This window comes from Actinosynnema sp. NPDC091369 (assembly GCF_044757065.1).
Classification (GTDB): Bacteria; Actinomycetota; Actinomycetes; order Mycobacteriales; family Pseudonocardiaceae; genus Actinosynnema.
Genome location: NZ_JBIVUG010000014.1, coordinates 47675 through 65584 on the forward strand (window position 1 = coordinate 47675; position 17910 = coordinate 65584).

Annotated in this window: 19 protein-coding genes and 2 pseudogenes; 7 read left to right on the top strand and 14 right to left on the bottom strand. The window is 72.4% G+C overall.

Annotation, left to right across the window (positions count from 1 at the left end; all coding sequences use genetic code 11):
* Nucleotides 1-283: 283 nt before the first annotated feature.
* Nucleotides 284-3157 (bottom strand): excinuclease ABC subunit UvrA, encoded by a 2874-nt coding sequence (uvrA, locus tag ACIQMJ_RS34610; RefSeq protein WP_499765211.1) that lies wholly within the window; start codon nucleotides 3155-3157, stop codon nucleotides 284-286.
* 230 nt (nucleotides 3158-3387) lie between these two features.
* On the opposite strand from uvrA, the gene ACIQMJ_RS34615 reads away from it, so the two are divergent.
* Nucleotides 3388-4179, top strand: coding sequence for a maleylpyruvate isomerase family mycothiol-dependent enzyme (locus tag ACIQMJ_RS34615; RefSeq protein WP_499765212.1), 792 nt, complete (start codon nucleotides 3388-3390; stop codon nucleotides 4177-4179).
* Between the two features lie 101 nt (nucleotides 4180-4280).
* On the opposite strand, the pseudogene ACIQMJ_RS34620 reads toward ACIQMJ_RS34615, so the two are convergent.
* Nucleotides 4281-5219 (bottom strand): annotated as a pseudogene (locus ACIQMJ_RS34620) (acyltransferase family protein); the annotation flags it as partial.
* 127 nt (nucleotides 5220-5346) lie between these two features.
* On the opposite strand from ACIQMJ_RS34620, the gene ACIQMJ_RS34625 reads away from it, so the two are divergent.
* Entirely contained in the window at nucleotides 5347-6024 is a 678-nt protein-coding gene (locus ACIQMJ_RS34625) for an MBL fold metallo-hydrolase (protein WP_499765213.1), read from the top strand.
* Nucleotides 6025-6240: 216 nt separating this feature from the next.
* A pseudogene (locus tag ACIQMJ_RS34630) lies at nucleotides 6241-6389 on the top strand (RNase H family protein); the annotation flags it as partial.
* A gap of 25 nt (nucleotides 6390-6414) precedes the next feature.
* Here ACIQMJ_RS34630 and ACIQMJ_RS34635 read toward each other — a convergent pair.
* The 4 genes from ACIQMJ_RS34635 to ACIQMJ_RS34650 all read right to left on the bottom strand — a co-directional run bounded on the left by ACIQMJ_RS34635 (nucleotide 6415) and on the right by ACIQMJ_RS34650 (nucleotide 8959).
* Nucleotides 6415-6792, bottom strand: coding sequence for a DUF4352 domain-containing protein (locus ACIQMJ_RS34635; RefSeq protein ID WP_499765214.1), 378 nt, complete (start codon nucleotides 6790-6792; stop codon nucleotides 6415-6417).
* Between the two features lie 431 nt (nucleotides 6793-7223).
* Entirely contained in the window at nucleotides 7224-7733 is a 510-nt protein-coding gene (locus tag ACIQMJ_RS34640) for an O-acetyl-ADP-ribose deacetylase (RefSeq protein WP_499765215.1), read from the bottom strand.
* A 21-nt stretch (nucleotides 7734-7754) separates the two neighbouring features.
* On the bottom strand, nucleotides 7755-8144 hold the full coding sequence (locus ACIQMJ_RS34645; protein WP_499765216.1) for a hypothetical protein: 390 nt from the start codon (nucleotides 8142-8144) through the stop codon (nucleotides 7755-7757).
* 23 nt (nucleotides 8145-8167) lie between these two features.
* Nucleotides 8168-8959, bottom strand: coding sequence for a class I SAM-dependent methyltransferase (locus ACIQMJ_RS34650; RefSeq protein ID WP_499765217.1), 792 nt, complete (start codon nucleotides 8957-8959; stop codon nucleotides 8168-8170).
* 89 nt (nucleotides 8960-9048) lie between these two features.
* Here ACIQMJ_RS34650 and rnhA point away from each other — a divergent pair, with 89 nt between their 5' ends.
* Complete coding sequence (gene rnhA, locus ACIQMJ_RS34655; protein WP_499765218.1) at nucleotides 9049-9534, top strand: ribonuclease HI; 486 nt, start codon at nucleotides 9049-9051, stop codon at nucleotides 9532-9534.
* On the opposite strand, the gene ACIQMJ_RS34660 is transcribed toward rnhA, so the two are convergent.
* From ACIQMJ_RS34660 to ACIQMJ_RS34685, 6 genes are all read right to left on the bottom strand, one after another.
* Nucleotides 9490-10029 (bottom strand): hypothetical protein, encoded by a 540-nt coding sequence (locus ACIQMJ_RS34660; protein WP_499765219.1) that lies wholly within the window; start codon nucleotides 10027-10029, stop codon nucleotides 9490-9492. The genes rnhA and ACIQMJ_RS34660 overlap by 45 nt on opposite strands.
* A 14-nt stretch (nucleotides 10030-10043) precedes the next feature.
* Nucleotides 10044-10460, bottom strand: a complete 417-nt coding sequence (locus tag ACIQMJ_RS34665; RefSeq protein WP_499765220.1) for a hypothetical protein — start codon at nucleotides 10458-10460, stop codon at nucleotides 10044-10046.
* 139 nt (nucleotides 10461-10599) lie between these two features.
* On the bottom strand, nucleotides 10600-11205 hold the full coding sequence (locus ACIQMJ_RS34670) for a response regulator transcription factor (RefSeq protein ID WP_499765221.1): 606 nt from the start codon (nucleotides 11203-11205) through the stop codon (nucleotides 10600-10602).
* Nucleotides 11202-12275 carry a sensor histidine kinase gene (locus ACIQMJ_RS34675; protein WP_499765222.1) on the bottom strand — a complete coding sequence of 358 codons (1074 nt, stop codon included), beginning with the start codon at nucleotides 12273-12275 and terminating at the stop codon, nucleotides 11202-11204. Before ACIQMJ_RS34675 ends, ACIQMJ_RS34670 begins: the two co-directional genes overlap by 4 nt.
* A gap of 7 nt (nucleotides 12276-12282) precedes the next feature.
* Nucleotides 12283-12672, bottom strand: a complete 390-nt coding sequence (locus ACIQMJ_RS34680) for a hypothetical protein (RefSeq protein WP_499765223.1) — start codon at nucleotides 12670-12672, stop codon at nucleotides 12283-12285.
* An 88-nt stretch (nucleotides 12673-12760) separates the two neighbouring features.
* Nucleotides 12761-13894, bottom strand: a complete 1134-nt coding sequence (locus ACIQMJ_RS34685; protein ID WP_499765224.1) for an aminotransferase-like domain-containing protein — start codon at nucleotides 13892-13894, stop codon at nucleotides 12761-12763.
* Nucleotides 13895-14066: 172 nt separating this feature from the next.
* Between ACIQMJ_RS34685 and ACIQMJ_RS34690 the strand changes: the two genes are divergently transcribed.
* The gene (locus ACIQMJ_RS34690) at nucleotides 14067-14375 is read left to right on the top strand and encodes an ArsR/SmtB family transcription factor (RefSeq protein ID WP_499765225.1); all 309 of its coding nucleotides are present in this window, start codon (nucleotides 14067-14069) and stop codon (nucleotides 14373-14375) included.
* Nucleotides 14372-15238, top strand: coding sequence for an SRPBCC family protein (locus tag ACIQMJ_RS34695; protein ID WP_499765226.1), 867 nt, complete (start codon nucleotides 14372-14374; stop codon nucleotides 15236-15238). The genes ACIQMJ_RS34690 and ACIQMJ_RS34695 overlap by 4 nt, the downstream gene beginning before the upstream one ends.
* Here ACIQMJ_RS34695 and ACIQMJ_RS34700 read toward each other — a convergent pair.
* Complete coding sequence (locus tag ACIQMJ_RS34700) at nucleotides 15226-16059, bottom strand: ADP-ribosylglycohydrolase family protein (RefSeq protein WP_499765227.1); 834 nt, start codon at nucleotides 16057-16059, stop codon at nucleotides 15226-15228. The genes ACIQMJ_RS34695 and ACIQMJ_RS34700 overlap by 13 nt on opposite strands.
* Nucleotides 16060-16191: 132 nt before the next feature.
* On the opposite strand from ACIQMJ_RS34700, the gene ACIQMJ_RS34705 reads away from it, so the two are divergent.
* The gene (locus ACIQMJ_RS34705) at nucleotides 16192-16905 is read left to right on the top strand and encodes a S1 family peptidase (RefSeq protein ID WP_499765228.1); all 714 of its coding nucleotides are present in this window, start codon (nucleotides 16192-16194) and stop codon (nucleotides 16903-16905) included.
* Between the two features lie 30 nt (nucleotides 16906-16935).
* Here ACIQMJ_RS34705 and ACIQMJ_RS34710 read toward each other — a convergent pair whose 3' ends face one another.
* Nucleotides 16936-17841, bottom strand: coding sequence for a LysR family transcriptional regulator (locus ACIQMJ_RS34710; RefSeq protein WP_499765229.1), 906 nt, complete (start codon nucleotides 17839-17841; stop codon nucleotides 16936-16938).
* Nucleotides 17842-17910: the final 69 nt, after the last annotated feature.

Consider the following 17910-nt stretch of genomic DNA (forward strand, 5'->3'; position numbering starts at 1 on the left):
CGCACACCGGCCGGGTTCGCGACCAACCGCCGCCGACCACTCCCTCTGTCCAGGCCCATCTGCGTACCCAAGGCCCATCTGCGACCGGCCCAGGCCCATCTGCGACCGACCGCATCCGGTGACCAACTAGGTCTCCGGATGAGGGGTTGGGCGGTGAGGGGTTGGGCAGGGGTGGGGGTGGCATGGTGGTGTGCCTGGCCGTCGCGCCTCCCTTATTTCCGGCAACGCTTTCCGTGTTTCCATTCATACCCGGGAGGCCGTACCGCCTTTGGGTGATCTTGGCTCAGCCGGCGGCGGCCTCGGCGGGGAGGACTTGGCGGAGGAATTGGCCCGTGTAGCTGTCGGTGACCTCGGCGACCTGTTCCGGAGTGCCCTCGGCGACGACCGTGCCGCCGCCCGAACCGCCCTCCGGGCCCATGTCGACCAGCCAGTCCGACGTCTTGATCACGTCGAGGTTGTGCTCGATCACGATCACCGTGTTGCCCTTGTCGACCAGACCGTTGATCACGCCCAGCAGCTTGCGGATGTCCTCGAAGTGCAGGCCGGTGGTCGGCTCGTCCAGGATGTACACCGTCTTGCCGGTGGACCGCTTCTGCAGCTCCGCCGCCAGCTTCACCCGCTGCGCCTCACCGCCGGACAACGTGGGCGCGGGCTGGCCCAGCCGCACGTAGCCGAGGCCGACGTCGACCAGCGTGCGCAGGTGCCGGTGGATGGCGTTGATCGGCTCGAAGAACGTCGCCGCTTCCTCGATCGGCATGTCGAGGACCTCGGAGATCGTCTTGCCCTTGTAGTGCACTTCCAACGTCTCGCGGTTGTACCGGGCGCCCTTGCACACCTCGCACGGCACGTAGACGTCCGGCAGGAAGTTCATCTCGATCTTGATCGTGCCGTCGCCCGCGCACGCCTCGCAGCGCCCGCCCTTGACGTTGAACGAGAACCGCCCCGGCTGGTAGCCGCGCACCTTCGCCTCGGTGGTGGCCGCGAACAGCTTGCGGATGTGGTCGAACACACCGGTGTAGGTGGCCGGGTTGGACCGGGGCGTGCGGCCGATCGGCGACTGGTCGACCTGCACCAGCTTGTCGACCTGGTCCAGCCCGCGCACCCGGGTGTGCCGGCCGGGCACCTGACGCGCGCCGTTGAGCTTGTTCGCCAGCACGGTCGCCAGGATGTCGTTGACCAGCGTGGACTTGCCCGAGCCGGACACGCCGGTGACCGAGACGAGGCAGCCGAGCGGGAACGACACGTCGATGCCGCGCAGGTTGTGCTCGCGCGCGCCGACCACGGTGAGCTGCCGCTTCTTGTCGACCTTGCGGCGGGCGGCGGGCATGGTGATCTCCTTGCGCCCCGCCAGGTACGCGCCGGTGATCGACTCCTTGTTCTTCAGCAGGTCCTTGTACGGGCCGCTGTGGACGACCTTGCCGCCGTGCTCGCCCGCGCCGGGGCCGATGTCGACCACCCAGTCGGAGGTGCGGATGGTGTCCTCGTCGTGCTCGACCACGATCAGCGTGTTGCCCAGGTCGCGCAGCCGGGTCAGCGTCTCGATCAGCTTGTGGTTGTCACGCTGGTGCAACCCGATCGAGGGTTCGTCGAGCACGTAGAGCACACCGACCAGGCCGGACCCGATCTGCGTGGCCAGCCTGATCCGCTGAGCTTCTCCACCCGAAAGAGTGCCGGACGCGCGGTCCAGTGACAGGTAGTTGAGGCCCACGTCGAGCAGGAAGTGGAGCCGGGCCTGGATCTCCTTGAGCACCGCGCCCGCGATCATCGACTCGCGCTTGCCCAGCTTGAGCCCGTCGAGGAACTCGGAGCACTCGGCGACCGACATCGCGCACACCTCGGCGATGGACTTGTCGCCCTTGCGGCCGTGGTGCAGCGTCACGGCCAGGATCTCCGGCTTGAGGCGGGTGCCCTGGCACGTGGGGCACGGCACCTCCCGCATGTAGCCCTCGTACTTCTCCCGCATGTACTCGGACTCGGTCTGCTCCTGCCGCCGCTCCAGGAACGGGATCACGCCCTCGAAGTTGGCGTAGTAGGAGCGCTCGCGGCCGTAGCGGTTCTTGTAGCGGACGTTGACCTGCTCGTCGACGCCGTGCAGCACCGCCTTCTGCGCCTTGGCGGGCAGCTGCCGCCACGGCGTGTCCATCCGGAACCCGATGGCGAGGCCCAGTGACTCCAGCAGCCGGGTGAAGTACTCGGCGGTCTGCCCGGACGCCCACGGCGCGATCGCGCCCTCGGCCAGCGACAGCTCGTCGTCCGGCACGACCAGCTCCGGGTCGACCTCCTTGCGCACGCCGATGCCGGTGCACGCCGGGCACGCGCCGTAGGGCGAGTTGAACGAGAACGACCGCGGCTCCAGGTCCTCGATCGCGAGCGGGTGGCCGTTCGGGCAGGCCAGGTTCTCGGAGAAGCCGCGCACCCGGCCCGGGTCGCCCTCCGGGACGTCCACGAACTCCAGCTCGACCAGGCCGTCGGCCAGGCGCAGCGCCGTCTCCACCGAGTCGGTCAACCGCTGCTTGGCGCTCGCCTTCACGCTCAGCCGGTCGATCACGACCGCGATGTCGTGCTTCTCCTGCTTCTTCAGCTTGGGCACCTCGCCGAGGGCGTGGACGACGCCGTCGACCTTGGCCCGGGAGTAGCCCTGGGACTGCAGGGTGGAGAACAGGTCGAGGTACTCGCCCTTGCGGCCGCGGATGACCGGCGCGAGCACCTGGAACTTGGTGCCCGACTCCATGGCCAGCACCTGGTCCACGATCTGCTGGGGCGTCTGCTTGCTGATCGCCTCGCCGCAGGTGGGGCAGTGCGCCTTGCCGGCGCGCGCGTACAGCAGCCGCAGGTAGTCGTAGACCTCGGTGATGGTGCCGACGGTCGACCGCGGGTTGCGGCTGGTCGACTTCTGGTCGATCGACACCGCGGGCGAGAGACCCTCGATGAAGTCGACGTCCGGCTTGTCCATCTGGCCGAGGAACTGCCGCGCGTACGCCGACAGCGATTCGACGTAGCGGCGCTGGCCCTCGGCGAAGATCGTGTCGAAGGCGAGGCTGGACTTGCCCGAGCCGGACAGCCCGGTGAACACGATGAGGCTGTCCCTCGGCAGGTCGAGGTCCACCCCTCGCAGGTTGTGCTCGCGCGCCCCGCGAACGACAAGCCGGTCGGCCACAACGGTTCCCTTCGGTTTTTGACCTTCCCCCGAACAGACGTTCGAAAAGCGTATCGGACCACTGCGTCGGCCCTGTCGGGGAGGGCGACAACCATGCTAGGGGCGGGCACCGACAATTCGTGACGGGCACAGTCCCACGATCGTGCGCCAACGGCTCTACCGGTCGGTAGTGAACGCCCCTACGCTGGGGTGATAGGCCGTTCGGCCGCAAACGCCGGGATGAGGTGCCCATGAGCTTCGCTGATGCCGCCCAGGTCCGATCCGCCCAGACGAGCGTACCCGCGCCCCGCGAGCAGTCGGCCGCGGTCCAGGACGCGGTCGCCGGGCTCGCCGAGGTCGAACGGGCGACGCGGGCCTTGTACGAGGTCGTCGGCGGCCTCGACCTGCCCTCGTTGCGGGGTCCGAGCCTGCTCCCCGGCTGGAGCCGGGCGCACGTGGTGACGCACCTCGCACGCAACGCCGACGCCCTGGTGAACCTGCTCACGTGGGCCAAGACCGGGGTCGAGCACCCGATGTACCCGAGCGCGGCCGACCGCGACGCCGACATCGCGGAGGGCGCGGGCCGGTTGCCGCAGCTGCTGCGGGCCGACCTGGACGCGGCGTGCCAGCGGTTCGCCGCGTTCGCCCGCGACCTGCCGCCCTCGGCGTGGGAGGCGGAGGTGGCGCACCCGAAGGCGGGGCCGTTCCTGGCGCACCGGGTGCCGTGGCTGCGGCTGCGGGAGGTGTGGTTCCACCTGGTCGACCTGGACGGGGGTGTCGGGTTCGACGACCTGCCGCCGGAGCTGCTGGAGCACTTCCTGGAGGACGCGGTGGGCCAGTTCGCCGACCGGCCCGACGTGCCGGGCGTGCGGGTGGAGGCGGTGTTCCCGGACGGTCGTCAGCGCAGCTGGGGGCTGACCGCGGACAGCGCCGCGTCGCCCGCGGTGAGCGGTGCGGCGGCCGACGTGCTGGGGTGGCTGACCGGCCGCCACAGCGGGGCGCGGCTGAACGGGACGGCGCCGACGCTGCCCAGGTGGCTCTGAGCCGCGTGCAGGCGGGCGGTGAGCAGCAGGCCGGCCACGGTCGGCCGGCTCGCCGTGAGGGCCCGGTGCGCCGGGCGTTCGACGAACGTGGTGAGCAGCCAGCCGAGGACCACGGCCGAGCCGGTGAAGGACGCCAGCTCGACCCACGGTCCGCCGTGGGGGGCGACCTGGGCCATCACCAGGTAGCCGAGTTCCTGGTGGACCAGGTAGACGCCGTAGGAGATGCCCGCGAGCCACCGGATGGGCCGGGCGAGCAGGCGGACGGGGGCGACGTCCCAGTCCCGGCCGCCCGCCGCGGCGCACACGCCGATCAGCAGGACGCCGAAGCCGACGGTGGACGGCAGGTCCGCGGTGTGCCAAGCCTGGGCCAGCAGGGCTGCCGTGAGCAGGGCGAACAGGTGCCGGTCGCCGAGCCGTCCCCTCGACCAGAGCCAGATGGCGATGCCGATGGCGAACAGCTGGGCGCGGTGCGCGCCGACGCCGTTGTAGAGGGTGTTGAACAGTCCTTGCGGGATCGCCCAGTCCTTGACGACCACGGGCACGACGACGAGGGCCCACAGCAGCGCCTTGACCGACCGGCCGTGGAGGCGTGAGGCCAGCAGGGCGCCCGCGAGGAAGCCCGTGACCTGGATCGGGAGCGTCCAGTAGGAGACGTCGACCAGGCGTGCCTCGGGGAACCAGCTCTGCAGCATGAGGACGTTGACGAGCAGGTCGTGCGGGGTGAGCTCGCTCCAGCCGGCGGGTGCCAGGTGGCGCAGCACGGCGTAGGTGCCCAGGACCGCGACCAGGTAGGGCGGCAGCAGGCGGGCCAGGCGGTTGCGCAGGAAGCGGGCCGGTTCGCCCTTGGACAGCGAGACGCAGGCGAAGAAGGCGGAGATCACCACCAGGGTGCTGGCGCCGAACTCCAGGCCGAAGACGAAGTGCGGCCGGTCGAGTTCCGGGTGGTTGGCGGGCCCGACACGGGTGGCGTGCTGGAGGAGCACGCACAGCACGGCGAGGATGCGCAGGACGTCCCAGTTGATCCGGCGTTTGGTAGGCACGAGGTGGAGAAACCCTAATCAGACGACATCGGACGAGCGGCGGTGACCGTTACGGGCCGGTAGCCAACCCTAAGGGGTCGACCTGTGGGGGACCTGAAGGGTGTCGGGTCGGATACGGTCGGCCATTGTGGACGTACTAGAGGACTACACGGGTCATGTATCGCCGGGCGGCCCGGCGGCACGGCGCACCCTGGACGCGCTGACCATCACGAAGGTCTCGGTGGGACCGATGGACAACAACGCGTATCTGCTGGTCTGCCGTGCGACGAACGAGGGTCTGCTGATCGACGCGGCGGCCGACCCGGAACGGCTGTCGGACGTGGTCGGCCACTCGGTGGACCGGCCGAGGCTGAAGACCGTGGTGACCACCCACCGCCACCAGGACCACTGGGGCGCTTTGGGCGCGGTCGCGGGCGCGAACGGCTCGAACACCATCGCGCACGCCGCGGACGCCGAGGTCCTGCCGATCCCGCCGGACGTCCTGGTCGAGCACGGTGACGCGGTGCACGTCGGCGAGGTCCCCCTGACCGTGATCCACCTGCGCGGCCACACCCCGGGCTCGATCGCCCTGCTGTACCGCGACCCCACCGGCCACCCCCACCTGTTCACCGGGGACTCGCTGTTCCCGGGAGGGGTGGGCAAGACCACGTCGCCCGAAACCTTCAGCTCGTTGATCGACGACGTGTCCTCGCGGATCTTCGACGAGCTGCCGGACGACACCTGGGTGTACCCGGGTCATGGTGACGACACCACTCTGGGCCGTGAGCGGCCTCACCTGGCCGAGTGGCGTTCGCGCGGCTGGTGAGTTGACTGCGCGCTTCTCACCTCGACGATCTCGACCGTGCCGTCGAGTCCGGCGAAGTCCTCGGCGTTCCGGGTGTGGAGCGGCAGACCTCGCGCCGAGGTGGTGGCGTGATCATCAGGCGGTTTCGGGCCGCGGTTCGCTTCGAAAGGGCAACGCTACGAGCGTGCCGAAGCGAACCGCGGCCTGACCGTCGAAGGGCAACGGCCCGAACCCGCGATTGACACCGATGGCGCCTGCAGCGGCAATCCGGGACCGGGGGATGGGGTGCGGTGTCGCGGTACGGCCCGCATGAGCGTGAGCTGTACGGAGGAGAGGACGCCACCCCTACGAACAACCGGATGGAATTGATGGCGCCCATCCGGGCGCGCTCGTGCGACTGTCACTTCGGGGCTATTGCGCGAGCTTCACGGTGACACCGCCGGAGTACGCCGAGTCGTGCAGTTCGACCTTGACGATCTCGGTGCCGACGGGGACGTCGAAGACCACCACGCCGGCGACCTGGTTGCCGGGGTTGATCTCTTCGTACAACGACTTCGCGTCCCCCAGGTAGATGGCCGCGGTCGAGTCGGCGGAGTACTGCTTGCCCGCGGCGTCGAAGACCTTCTGGTTCTCACCGAAGAACGACTGCGGTCGGTCGCCGATGTTCTTGACGGTCATCCTGAGCAGCAGGAACTCGCCTTGGGCGTCCCGGGTGAGGAAATCGTTGGCACCGACGCTCGCACTCTTCTCCGCGCCCTGGACGGTGAACTCGAACTTGCCGTCTCGCACCGACGTCCCCATCGCGGCGTCGCGCGCGGCTTCGGGGACCGCCGCCTGTTCGGCGGACGTCGGCGCCCCGGCCTGACCGGAAGGCGATCCGGGATCGTCGTTCCCGGCGACCTTCGTGACGATCACTATTCCGACGAGGACGGCCAGGAGAACCAGGACGCTCTTGAACCTGCTCCGCTTCCGGGGAGTTGGGGGAGCTTGGTCTTGGGGGACTTGCCCGGGAGTTGCCATGATGCCCACCTTTGCGCGAGATCGACTTTTGTCCCGCTGTGGAGAAATGCAGGCTAACCGCGCCCAACGCCCACCCTCTAGGGCCGATGGACCTCAAATGGCGACACGCTCCCGGCCACGAACAAATTTCGCTTTCGCTTCCGAACCGGGTGGAGGCGGCCACGAGAACCGCGTCCACACCGCGACAGGGGTGGCCGTGGTCAGTCGGTGCGGGCCAGTTCGGCGGTGAGCAGGGATTCGGTGGCCTCGTCGAACGCGACCAGCCGCACCAGGGACACGTTCGTCGCGGTGGCGCGGAGGGTGGTGACGGCGATGCGGGCGGCTTGGGCGGCGGGATAGCCGTAGATGCCCGTGGCGATGGCGGGGAAGGCGACGGTGCGGGCGGCCAGGGTGTCGGCGACTTCGAGGCTGCGGCGGTAGCAGGAGGCGAGGACGGCCGCTTCGCCGCGGCCGCCTCCCGACCAGACCGGGCCGACCGTGTGGATCACGTGCCGCACGGGCGGGGTGAGGTCGAAGGCCGGGGTGGCCATGGCGTCACCCGGGGGGCACGGGCCGATCGCGGCGCCGGCTTCGGCGAGGCGTGGTCCCGCTGCGCGGTGCACGGCGCCGTCGACGCCGCCGCCGCCCATCAGGGACTCGTTGGCCGCGGTGACGATGGCGTCCACGTTCTCGCGGGTGATGTCGCCGCGCGTGACTTCGATCAGGACCATGTGCCCCAGGGTGGCACGTGGTCAGGGGGTCGGGGGACGGGTGAAGACGTCGTCCGGGAGGAAGCAGCCGTAGTCCTGGAGGGGGCGTGGTTCGGTCACGACCAGTTCGCACGTCCGGCCGGCCGGGGAGAGGCCGTCCGGGCGGTCGGTGAGGCGGATGCCCGGCAGGGGTGGGTCGCCGGCCCGGTCGAGGGTGGGGACCAGGTCGCCGTCGCGGTCGATCAGGGCGAACGCGGCGTCGGCGACGTCGACGACGGCCTCGGCCACCTCGGCGTCGGTCAGGTCCGGGTTCAGTTCCCGGTAGGCGGCGCGCGCGGCGGACAGGAAGCGGTCCGGGTCGACCACGACCACGTCACGGCGGGTGCGCACGCTGATCGTCATGCCGGCGAAGGGGATCGGCAGCTCGTCCACAGGACGAGCGTAGAGGTGGCGGGTCAGCCGGTGGCGGGTTTCGATCCGGTCAGCACGGTGACGCGGACGTGCTCGGTGAACGGCGCGTGCGGTTCCAGCGCGTCGCGGATCCGGGCGGTGAAGGTGGGGCGGTCCGCGGGGAGCCGGTCGGCCGGCAGGGCCGACAGGACACCGCCCACGACCGAGTCGAGGTCCAGCGTGTCGGTGTAGTCCACGGTGCGCACGTCGACCCGGAAGCCGGCGGCGGCCAGGCTCCGCCGGTACACCGCCTGGCTCTCCTCGTCGGTGCCGCACGTCTTGCCGGCGGGCGTGCCCAGCCACTCCTCCAGGCACGCGCGCAACGCCCGCGACCAGTCGCCGTCCTGGAGCCACAACGGCGTGCCGTTGGTCAGCACCGCCACCCCGCCACCCGGCCTGACCAGCGTGGACACCGTGCGGAACAGGTCGTCGTGCCGCATCCAGTGCAGCGCCTGGCCGATCGTCACGACGCCGACCGACCCGTCGCCTAGCGCGGCACCCAGCGCGGGCACGTCCGCGTCCGTCCCGACCACCCACGACACGTTGGCCAGCGCGCGCTCCGCCGCCGCACGCCGACCGTGCGCCAGCATGTCCGGTTCCGGGTCGACGCCCACCACGGCGCGGACCCGGCTCGCGAGCGGCACGGTCACCTGGCCCGTGCCGCAGCCGAGGTCCACCGCGACGTCGTCCGGGGTCAACCCGAACACCTCCGCCAGCACGTCGAACGCCTCCGGCGGGTAACCGCGCCGGTAGCGGTGGTAGTAGTCGGCGACCTCGCCCCGGAAACCCAGTGCCATGGCCCCAGGGTGCCCACGGCCCCGGTCCGGCGACAGCGATTGCGCTCACGGCCGAAATCCGTCACCGGACCGGTGGGTATCTTCCCCGCATGGAGCAGGTGGTGGAGATCTACACCGACGGCGCGTGCAGCGGGAACCCCGGACCGGGCGGGTGGGGCGCGGTGCTGCGGTACGGGGCGCACGAGCGCGACCTGTTCGGCGGGGAGTCGACGGCCACCACCAACAACCGCATGGAGCTGATGGCCCCGATCCGCGCGCTGGAGACGCTCAAGCGGCCGTCCGCGGTGCGGATCTACACCGACAGCACGTACGTCCGCAACGGCGTGCTGTCGTGGATGGCCAAGTGGAAGGCGAACGGCTGGCTGACGGCGGGCCGGCAGCCGGTGAAGAACGTGGACCTGTGGCAGCGCCTCGACGCCGCCGCCACGCCCCACCGGGTGGAGTGGCACTGGGTGAAGGGGCACGCCGGGCACCCGGAGAACGAACGCGCGGACCGGCTGGCGGTCCGCGGCGTCCGGGCGGCGATGGAGTCAGATCTGCGGGCAGACGTCGTACATGATGCGGAACAGGCGTGAGGACTCCGGGGTCTGCTCGGGCGGCAGGTCGAAGTAAGCCTTGGCGGCGTCCGCGCACTCGGTGAGCAGGTCGTGCTCGCCCTCCAGGACGGACTCGCGGGACCGGTTGGTCTCCAGGGCCGAGTCGGCTTCGTCCTGCTTCGCCGTGACGTCGGCGAGCGTGCGCTCCCGGTCGGCGCGGGCAGCGGCCGTCGCGTCGCGGTCGGTGCGTTCACCCAGGTAGAGGACGGTGAACAGGCCGGCCACGACAGCGAGGACGGCGGCCACGGCGGTCAGCACGACGATCGGGGTGCGGCTCGGCGGGCCGGGCGGTTCCGGTGACGGCGCCGCACCCGCGGCCGGTGCCGGGTCGTGCGCCAGCGGCACGCCGTTCGGCGGCGTGAACGCGGACGGGGTTAACGCGGAAGGCGTCGGGTCGGGTGGTGTCGGATCGGGTGACGTCGACGCGGGCGGGGCGAAGGGCGTGAACACCCGGTCGTCTTCTGGCGTGGTCATGTCGGCTCCCCGGCTCAGCAGTTGTCCGCGGCGCGGTCGACGGCGGGGCCCAGGGCCGCGTCGTCGTCGTCCCTCGCCGCGATGATCGAGTCACGGGCCGGGTCGGCGCACTTGCGCAGCTCGGTGTTCTGCGCCTCCAGCGTCGAGATCCGGCCGGCGACGGTGTCGTTGGTCGACTCGGTGTCCGCCAACCGCCCCTCGGCCTCGGTGAGCAGGCGGCTCGCCTGGTCCAGCCGCTGCACCTCCAGGCCGTGCTCGTCCTTCGCCCCGACGAACAGCACGATCGCGAGCACCGACGCGCCCGCCAGCACCACGACGAGCAACCCGAGCAGCACGACGGCGGGCCGCGACCGACCCGGCGGCGACGACGACGGCGGTGGCGGTGGCGACGACAGGGACGGTGACGGGATCGACAGCGCGTGGTCGTTCATGGTGGCCCCCTGCTTTCCTTCGGCAGGGCTCGAAAGTAGGGACGCCGGGCAGCACCGGCCAAGCCCCGGGCCGCCGGAAACTTCCGCTACCTGCCGGTGCGCGCGCCGAACCCGTCCCCGGACCGGGCCGGACCGGGGGTCAGAGCCACCCGTGGTCGTGCGCGGTCAGGTAAGCCTCGGACCGGCTCGCCACGCCGAGCTTCGCCACCGCCGCGGCCAGGTGGTTGCGCACCGTCCCGGCGGACAGGTGCGTCCGGCGCGCGATCACCGCGACCGGCGTGTCGTACTCGGCCAGCCGCAGCACCTCCAGCTCGCGGGGCGTCAACGGGCACGGCGGCGTGGTCAGCGCGGCCGCGGCCAGCTCCGGGTCGACGTAGCGCGCGCCGCCGTGCACCCGCCGGATCACGTCCGCCAGCGTGCCACCCGGCGACCCCTTGGGCAGGAACCCCTTCGCCCCGCTCGTCAACGCCCGCCGCAGGTGGGGCGGCTTGCCGCGGCCGGTCAGGATCACCACCGCGCACCCCGGCAGCGACGACGCCAGCGACCCGGTCACCTCGAACCCGTCCAGCCCGGGCATCCGGAGGTCGACCACGGCCACGTCCGGCCGGTGCGCCAACGCCGCGCGCACCGCCTCCCGGCCGTCCCCGGCCTGCGCCACGACCTCGATGTCCGGTTCCAGCCCGAGCAGCGCCGCCACGGCGACGCGGATCAGCTCCTCGTCGTCGGCCAGCAGCACCCGGATCACGACCGCACGGTCGCCACCAGCGTGAACACCCCGTCCTCCTCCCCCGTGCGCACCATCCCGCCGACCTCGGCCAGCCGTTCCGCCAGCCCGCTCAACCCCGAACCGGGCCCCCGCGCGCCGGTCGCCCCGTCGTTCGCCACGGTCAGCCGCACCTCGTCCGCCCCCGCCTCGACGTCGATCGTGCACCACCGCGCGCGGCTGTGCCGCAGCACGTTCGTCCCCGCCTCCCGCAACGCCCACGACAGCTCGCGCGCCGCCGACGGCAGCCCCGCCGGCACCGTCACCGTGCACCGCACCCCGGCCGCGGTCAACACCTGCTCGACCGCGGCCGCCTGCTCGTCCAGCTCCACGGTCCGGTAGCCGTGCACGGCCTCCCGCAGTTCCGACAACGCCGCCGCGGCCAGCGCCCGCACCTCGTCCGCCTCCGCCCCGGCCCGCGTCCCGTCCACGGCCGCCAGCCGGGACGCGAGCTCCGCCTTCAGCGCGATCACGGTCAGCCGGTGCCCCAGCAGGTCGTGCACGTCCCGCGCGAACCGCAGCCGCTCCTCGATCACCGCCAACCGGGCCCGCGCCTCACGCCCCTGCTGCGCCTGCACCACCAGGTCCCACAACCACACCGGCAGCACGTGCATCAACGCCAACCCCAGGCCGACCGCGCCCGCGACGACCAGCGCCCGCACCGGTTCCGCCGACACGGCCACGGCCACCGCCACCACCAGCGGGACCACCACCCACCACCGCCGCCGCACCAGCACCGGCGCCGTCCCCACCAGCGCCGCGCCCACCCACGCCCACGTGTCCCACCTCCCCTCCGCCACGGGCGCGAGCAGCGGCACCGAGAGCAGTGCCGCCGCCAACAGGGCCGTGTCCCACCGCGACTGCGCCCGACCGGGCGTCACCGCCGTGTAGAGCGCGCCCGCCTGCGCCGCGCTGAACAGCAGCACGCCGACCAGGCCCGCCACCACCCAGCCGGGCCGGGTCTCCAGCAGCACGCCGATCCCCGGTCCGACCAGGCTGGTCGACCACGCCACGCCCAAGGACACCAGCGTGAGCACCCGCGCTCGCCGCATCACGGGATCACCATGCCAGCGAAACGCCGACGAACGCGTCCACCACCGCGCACGCCAGGGCGTACCAGGTCGGCACGACGAGGTCGGCGCGGAAGTGCACGAGGTCCCACCCGGCGTGCGCCAGCCACCCGGCCGCGACCAGGTACCGGCCGACCTCCGGGTCCACCAGCAGCGCCACCCCCGCCACCGCGCCGAACCCGATCACGCCCGCCACCTGCGCCCACAGCACGCGCGTGCGGCGCACCTCGGCGCGCAGCAGCCCGGCGACCAGGTAGACCAGCGCGCACGCGACCAGCCCCCACGTGCCGAACCCGGTCCAGCCGCCGTCGCCGTCGGCCACGATCACCACGCCCAAGGCGGTCGAGACCACCAGGGACAGAATCGAAGAACGTCTCATGACCACCACGGTGGGCCGGGCGGCGCACAACCCCCACCCCCGCGCTGTCACGTCCGACCCGTGCGGAACGCACGGTCCGACCGTGCGCCTACCGCAGCACGGCCGCCAGCCGCCGCATGCCCTCGGCGATCTCGTCGACCGCGTTGGTGGTGAACGACAGCCGCAGCGTCGACCGGTCCGGGGTGGTCGCGTAGAACGGCGCGCCGGGCACGAACGCCACGTCCCGGGCCAACGCCGCGGTGATCAGCTCCGAGGTGTCCGCCCCGTCGGGCAGCGTCACCCACACGAACATCCCGCCGTCCGGGTCGCTCCACCGCGTCCCGGCGGGCACCGTCGACGGCAGCGCGGCGATCATCGCGTCGCGCCGCTCCCGGTAGGCCGCGCACAACCCGCGGATGTGCTCGTCCAGGTCGTTCGCCTTCAGGTACACCGCCGCGGCGGCCTGGTCGACGGTGGACGTGTGCAGGTCCGCCGCCTGCTTCACGATCACCAGCGTGCGCATGATCGAGGCGGGTGCGCGCAGCCAGCCCAGCCGCATGCCCGGCGCGCCGACCTTGGAGAAGCTGCCCGCGTACAGCACCCGGTCGCTCATCGACGCCAGCGACGGCACCGGCTCGCCCCGGTAGCGCAGCTCGCCGTACGGGTCGTCCTCGACCACCCACAGGCCGTGCCGGTCGGCGATCCCGGCGATCTCGGCCCGCCGCCGCGCGCTCACCGTCCGGCCGGTCGGGTTGGCGAACGTCGGCACCAGGTACAGCAGCTCGGGCCGCTCCCGCTCGACCACCTCGGCCAGCGCCGCCGGGTCCATGCCGTGCTCGTCGCCCGCGACGGGCACGACCCGCGCGCCGGCGAGCTGGAAGCACTGCAGCGCGGCCAGGTAGGTCGGCTCCTCGACCGCGACCACCGCGCCGGGCTCCAGCAGCGCGGTCACGACCAGCGTCAGGGCCTGCTGCGAGCCGGAGGTGACCAGCAGGTCCTCGGCCGCGGTCGGCAGGCCGCGGCGGGTCAGCCGGTCGGCGACCAGCCCGCGCAGGTCCGGGTCGCCCTCGGTGGGCGCGTACTGCAAGGACCGGCGCGAGACGGCCTGCGCGTAAGCCTCGCGCAGGTGGTCGGCGTCGAACAGCTCGGGCGCGGGCAGGCCGCCCGCGAAGGAGATGACCTCGGGGCGGGAGGTGAGGGCGAGCAGGTCGCGGACGGGCGAGCCGGTGAACGTGCGCGGCATGGAGGGGCTCCTCGAAGCGTCGAGCGGAAGACGTCCGCGCGGTCGTGCCACGCGTGGAGTGGGCTGCACTGGGGTCGAGGAGCCGATTTCATCCTAACGTGTGATGGGTGGGTGTCGACCGGCAAACGCACGCCGTTGACAGCGTATATGCCGATCCGGCTATATTTCCGACATGGCATCCACGTTCGCCGTCCTCGCCGACCCGCAGCGGCGACGCATCCTCGACGTGCTGCGGGACGGCGAGCGGCAGGTCAACGACCTGGTCGACGGGCTGTCGGTGAGCCAGCCGACGGTGTCCAAGCACCTCAAGGTGCTGCGCGACGCCGGGCTGGTCGAGGTCCGGCGGGACGCCCAGCGGCGGCTCTACCGGCTGCGGCCGGGGCCGCTGGCCGAGGTCGACGCCTGGCTGGCGCCGTACCGGCGGATGTGGGAGGACAGCCTCGACGCCCTGGAACGCCGACTGGACGGGACGGACTCATGAGCACCGAGTTGCGGCGGATCGACGGCAAGCCCGTGCTGAGGTTCGAACGGGTCCTCGCCCACCCACCGGCCAAGGTGTGGCGGGCGGTCACCGAACCCGCCGAGCTGGCGCACTGGTTCCCGGCCGCGGTGGCCGTCGACGGGCGGGAGCTGACGTTCTCGTTCCCCGACCAGGTCACCACCGGCGAGGTGCTGGAGTCCGACCCGCCGCGGGTGTTCGCGTTCCGCTGGAACACCGACGTGCTGCGGTTCGAGCTGCTGCCGCACGAGCGCGGCTGCCTGCTGGTGTTCACCCACGTGCTGGGCGACGAGCACGGCGCGGGGCGCAACGCCGCCGGCTGGGACACCTGCCTCGGGGCGCTCGAAGCCCGGCTGGACGACCGGCCGTTCCAGTCGTCGACCGACGTGCTGGGCCCGATGGAGCGCTACATCCGCGAGTTCGGCCTGGACGAGGGCCGGCTCGACGGCGGCGTGGTGCGGTTCGTCCGCGACCTCGTCTGGCGCCCGCTGGACGAGGTGTGGGCGCTGCTCACCGAGGGCGAGGACGGCGAGGGCGAGGACGGCGTGCCGACCCGCGCGACCAACCCGCACGTGCCGCCGGGCCCCCTCGTCGAACGCGTGCCGCCCCGCGTGCTGGCGTTCGACTCGCCGACCGGCCGGGTGCGCTGGGAGTTCCGCCACGACCCGGACCGCGGCACGACGGTCGAGCTGACGCACGCCCTGGCCGACCCGGCGTTCGCGGCGCGGGCGCTGGCCGCGTGGCACGCGCACCTGGAGCTGTTCTTCGCGGCCACGTTCGGCGAGGTCCGCTGCCCGTGGCCGGAGGACCGGGTCGCCGAGCTGCTCGACCACTACCGCAGCTGAGCGTCCACCCGGGCCAGGTGGTCGCGGCCGAACGGCCCGTTCTCCAGCCCGTCCACCAGGGCCCGGGGCAGGTCGGCGCGGATCTCCGCGGACCGTGACGCGGCGGCCAGGGCGACGGTCGCGACCGTGTCCACGTCCCCGGTGAACGCCACGCACGCCCGCAGCACCGAGCTCAGCGACCCGCCCGCGGCCAGCGCGGTCAACGCCGCGCGCACGCTCATCACCCCCTTCGACCCGACCTTGCCGCGCCACGGCCGCGCCCACACCCCGGACCCGAGCCGGTCGGCGATCCACGGGCCGACCTCCGCCACCGGGCCCAGCCCGTGATGGCAGTAGTGCACGGCCAGCGCCGCCGCCCGCGCCGCCGCGACGCCGTCCGGGGTGTCGTGGGTGACCCTGGCCTGCACGTCGGTGTGGTGCAGCACGTCGGCCGCGGTGGGCAGCAGCCCGGCGGGTGAGGCGCGCATCGCCGCGCCGCTCTTGTCGCTGTCCGGCCGGATGCGCGCCAGGAACTCGGCGCCGGTGCGCACGGTGCCCAGGAAAGCCCGGAATCCCCGCGCATAACCCTCGCGCGGATCGCGGTGGAACGCGGTGACGAACGCCGTCGCCACCGACTCGGGCGTCCACTCGACGCCGGAGGCCCGCAGTTCCGCCAACGCCAGCGTCATCTGCGTGTCATCGGTGTAGGCACCGGGGCGGATGCCGTGGTGGCGGGGGTGCCGCACGTACCCGTCGAGGGTGTTGTGCCTGGTCACGAACGCGGGGTCGGCGTACTCGAAGCCCGCGCCGTACGCGTCCCCGATGGCCAGTTCGACGAGCATGCCGCACACGCTATAGCCCGCGTTATAACCGATTCGATATATCCCTTTTCACCCGGTCGAGTGGTACGAATCCGGTGACCCAAGACACCCCCTGTACGCGAGCGATCGCGTTGTCTTCGGAATCGAGGAACCTTGCGCATCACCAGGTTGATCCCCGCGCTCGCGGCCGGGTTGCTGTCGCTGCTCGCCCTCGTCCCCTCGGCCTCGGCCGCACCGGCGACGGCGGACGGCGGCGTGACGCCGTACATCATCGGCGGCGGCTACGCGAGCAACGCCCCGTGGGCGGCCCGGCTGTTCTCCAACGGCAGGCAGACGTGCAGCGCGACGATCATCGCGCCCACGTGGATCCTGACCGCGAAGCACTGCGTCAGCGGCGGCGGGCTGTCGTTCCGCATCGGCAGCCTCGACCAGACGTCCGGCGGCACGGTGGCCAACGGCGTGCAGACCCACACCCACTCGTCGGACCTGGCGCTGGTCCGGCTCGACCGCTCCGTGTCCGCGACCTACGCCCGGCTCGGCCAGCCCGGCTCGGTCACCGTGGGCCAGACCGTGCAGGTCTACGGCTGGGGCGCGACGTCCCAGTGCGGCTCGGAGATCAACTGCCAGTCGCAGTACCTGAAGGTCGCGAACGTCGTCGTCACCGGCGGCTGCACCGACGCCTACGGCGGCAGCGCGATCTGCGCCCGGCGCGGCGACGGCATCACCGCGGGCGGCGACTCGGGCGGCCCGATGATGGCGGGCGGCGCGCAGGTCGGCGTCGCGTCCACCAGTGACCGGCAGACCACCACCGCCTACACCAACGTGACGCGGTACCGGTCCTGGATCCAGTCCATCGCCGGCGTCTGATCCCCGGACGGGCCCGCTCGCGCGACGCGGTCACAGCACACCCCAGTCGCGCGAGCGGGCCATCAGGTGCCCGTGCACCAGCGCCACGGACGGGTTCGCCAGCCCACCGACCCGGGTGGCCAGGAACAACGTGTTCAGCGGCGGCACCGCCGCCTGGTGCGCCGGCTCCACCGACCCGGCCGCCAGCGCCGGGTCGGCCAGGTACCGGGGCAGCGCCGACACCCCGGCCCCCGCGACCACCGCCGCCAGCACCGCCCGCAGGTCCGGCACCACGACCGCGACCGGGTTGGGCGGGCGGCGGCCGAACTCGCTGCGCCAGTACCGCCGCACGATCGGCAGCTCCTCCGCGTACGCGACCAGCGGCAGGTGCGCCAGCGCCCGCACGGGGTCGGCCGCCAGCAGCGCGCGGTCGATCGTGCGCACCAGCGTCGGCGCGCCGACCAGCACGAACTCCTCGTCCACGAACGGCGTGGCGACCAGCGCCCGGTCCGCGGGCCGCACCGCGGACACCACCAGGTCCAGCCGGGCGTTGGCCAGCGCGGCCAGCAGGTCGTCGGCGAGCCCGAGCGTGACCCGCAGCCGCAGCCCGCGCGCGGTCAGCGGCGCCAGCGCGGGCAGCACCCGCGCGGCCACCACCTCCACCGCGCCCGCCAGGTGCACCGTGCCCGCGTACGCCTCCCGGTCGTCCACCTCGGACAGCGCGGACCGCAGCTCGTCCACGTGCGCGCCGACCCGGCGGGCCAGCGCGTCGGCCCGCGCGGTGGGCGTGACGCCGCGGCTGGAGCGCACGAACAGCGGCTCGCCCAGGTCCCGCTCCAACCGCGCCAGGTGCCCGCTCACCGCCGGCTGGGTGAGACCCCGGCGCTGCGCGGCGGCGGTCAGCGAACCGGCCCGGTAGATCTCCACGAACGTGGACAGCAGGTCGAGATCCGTCACCGCGCAACTCCGGAGCTATAAGTCTGCTTATGGCCTGCCTGACGCTACCGGATGAAACGTGATGGAGTG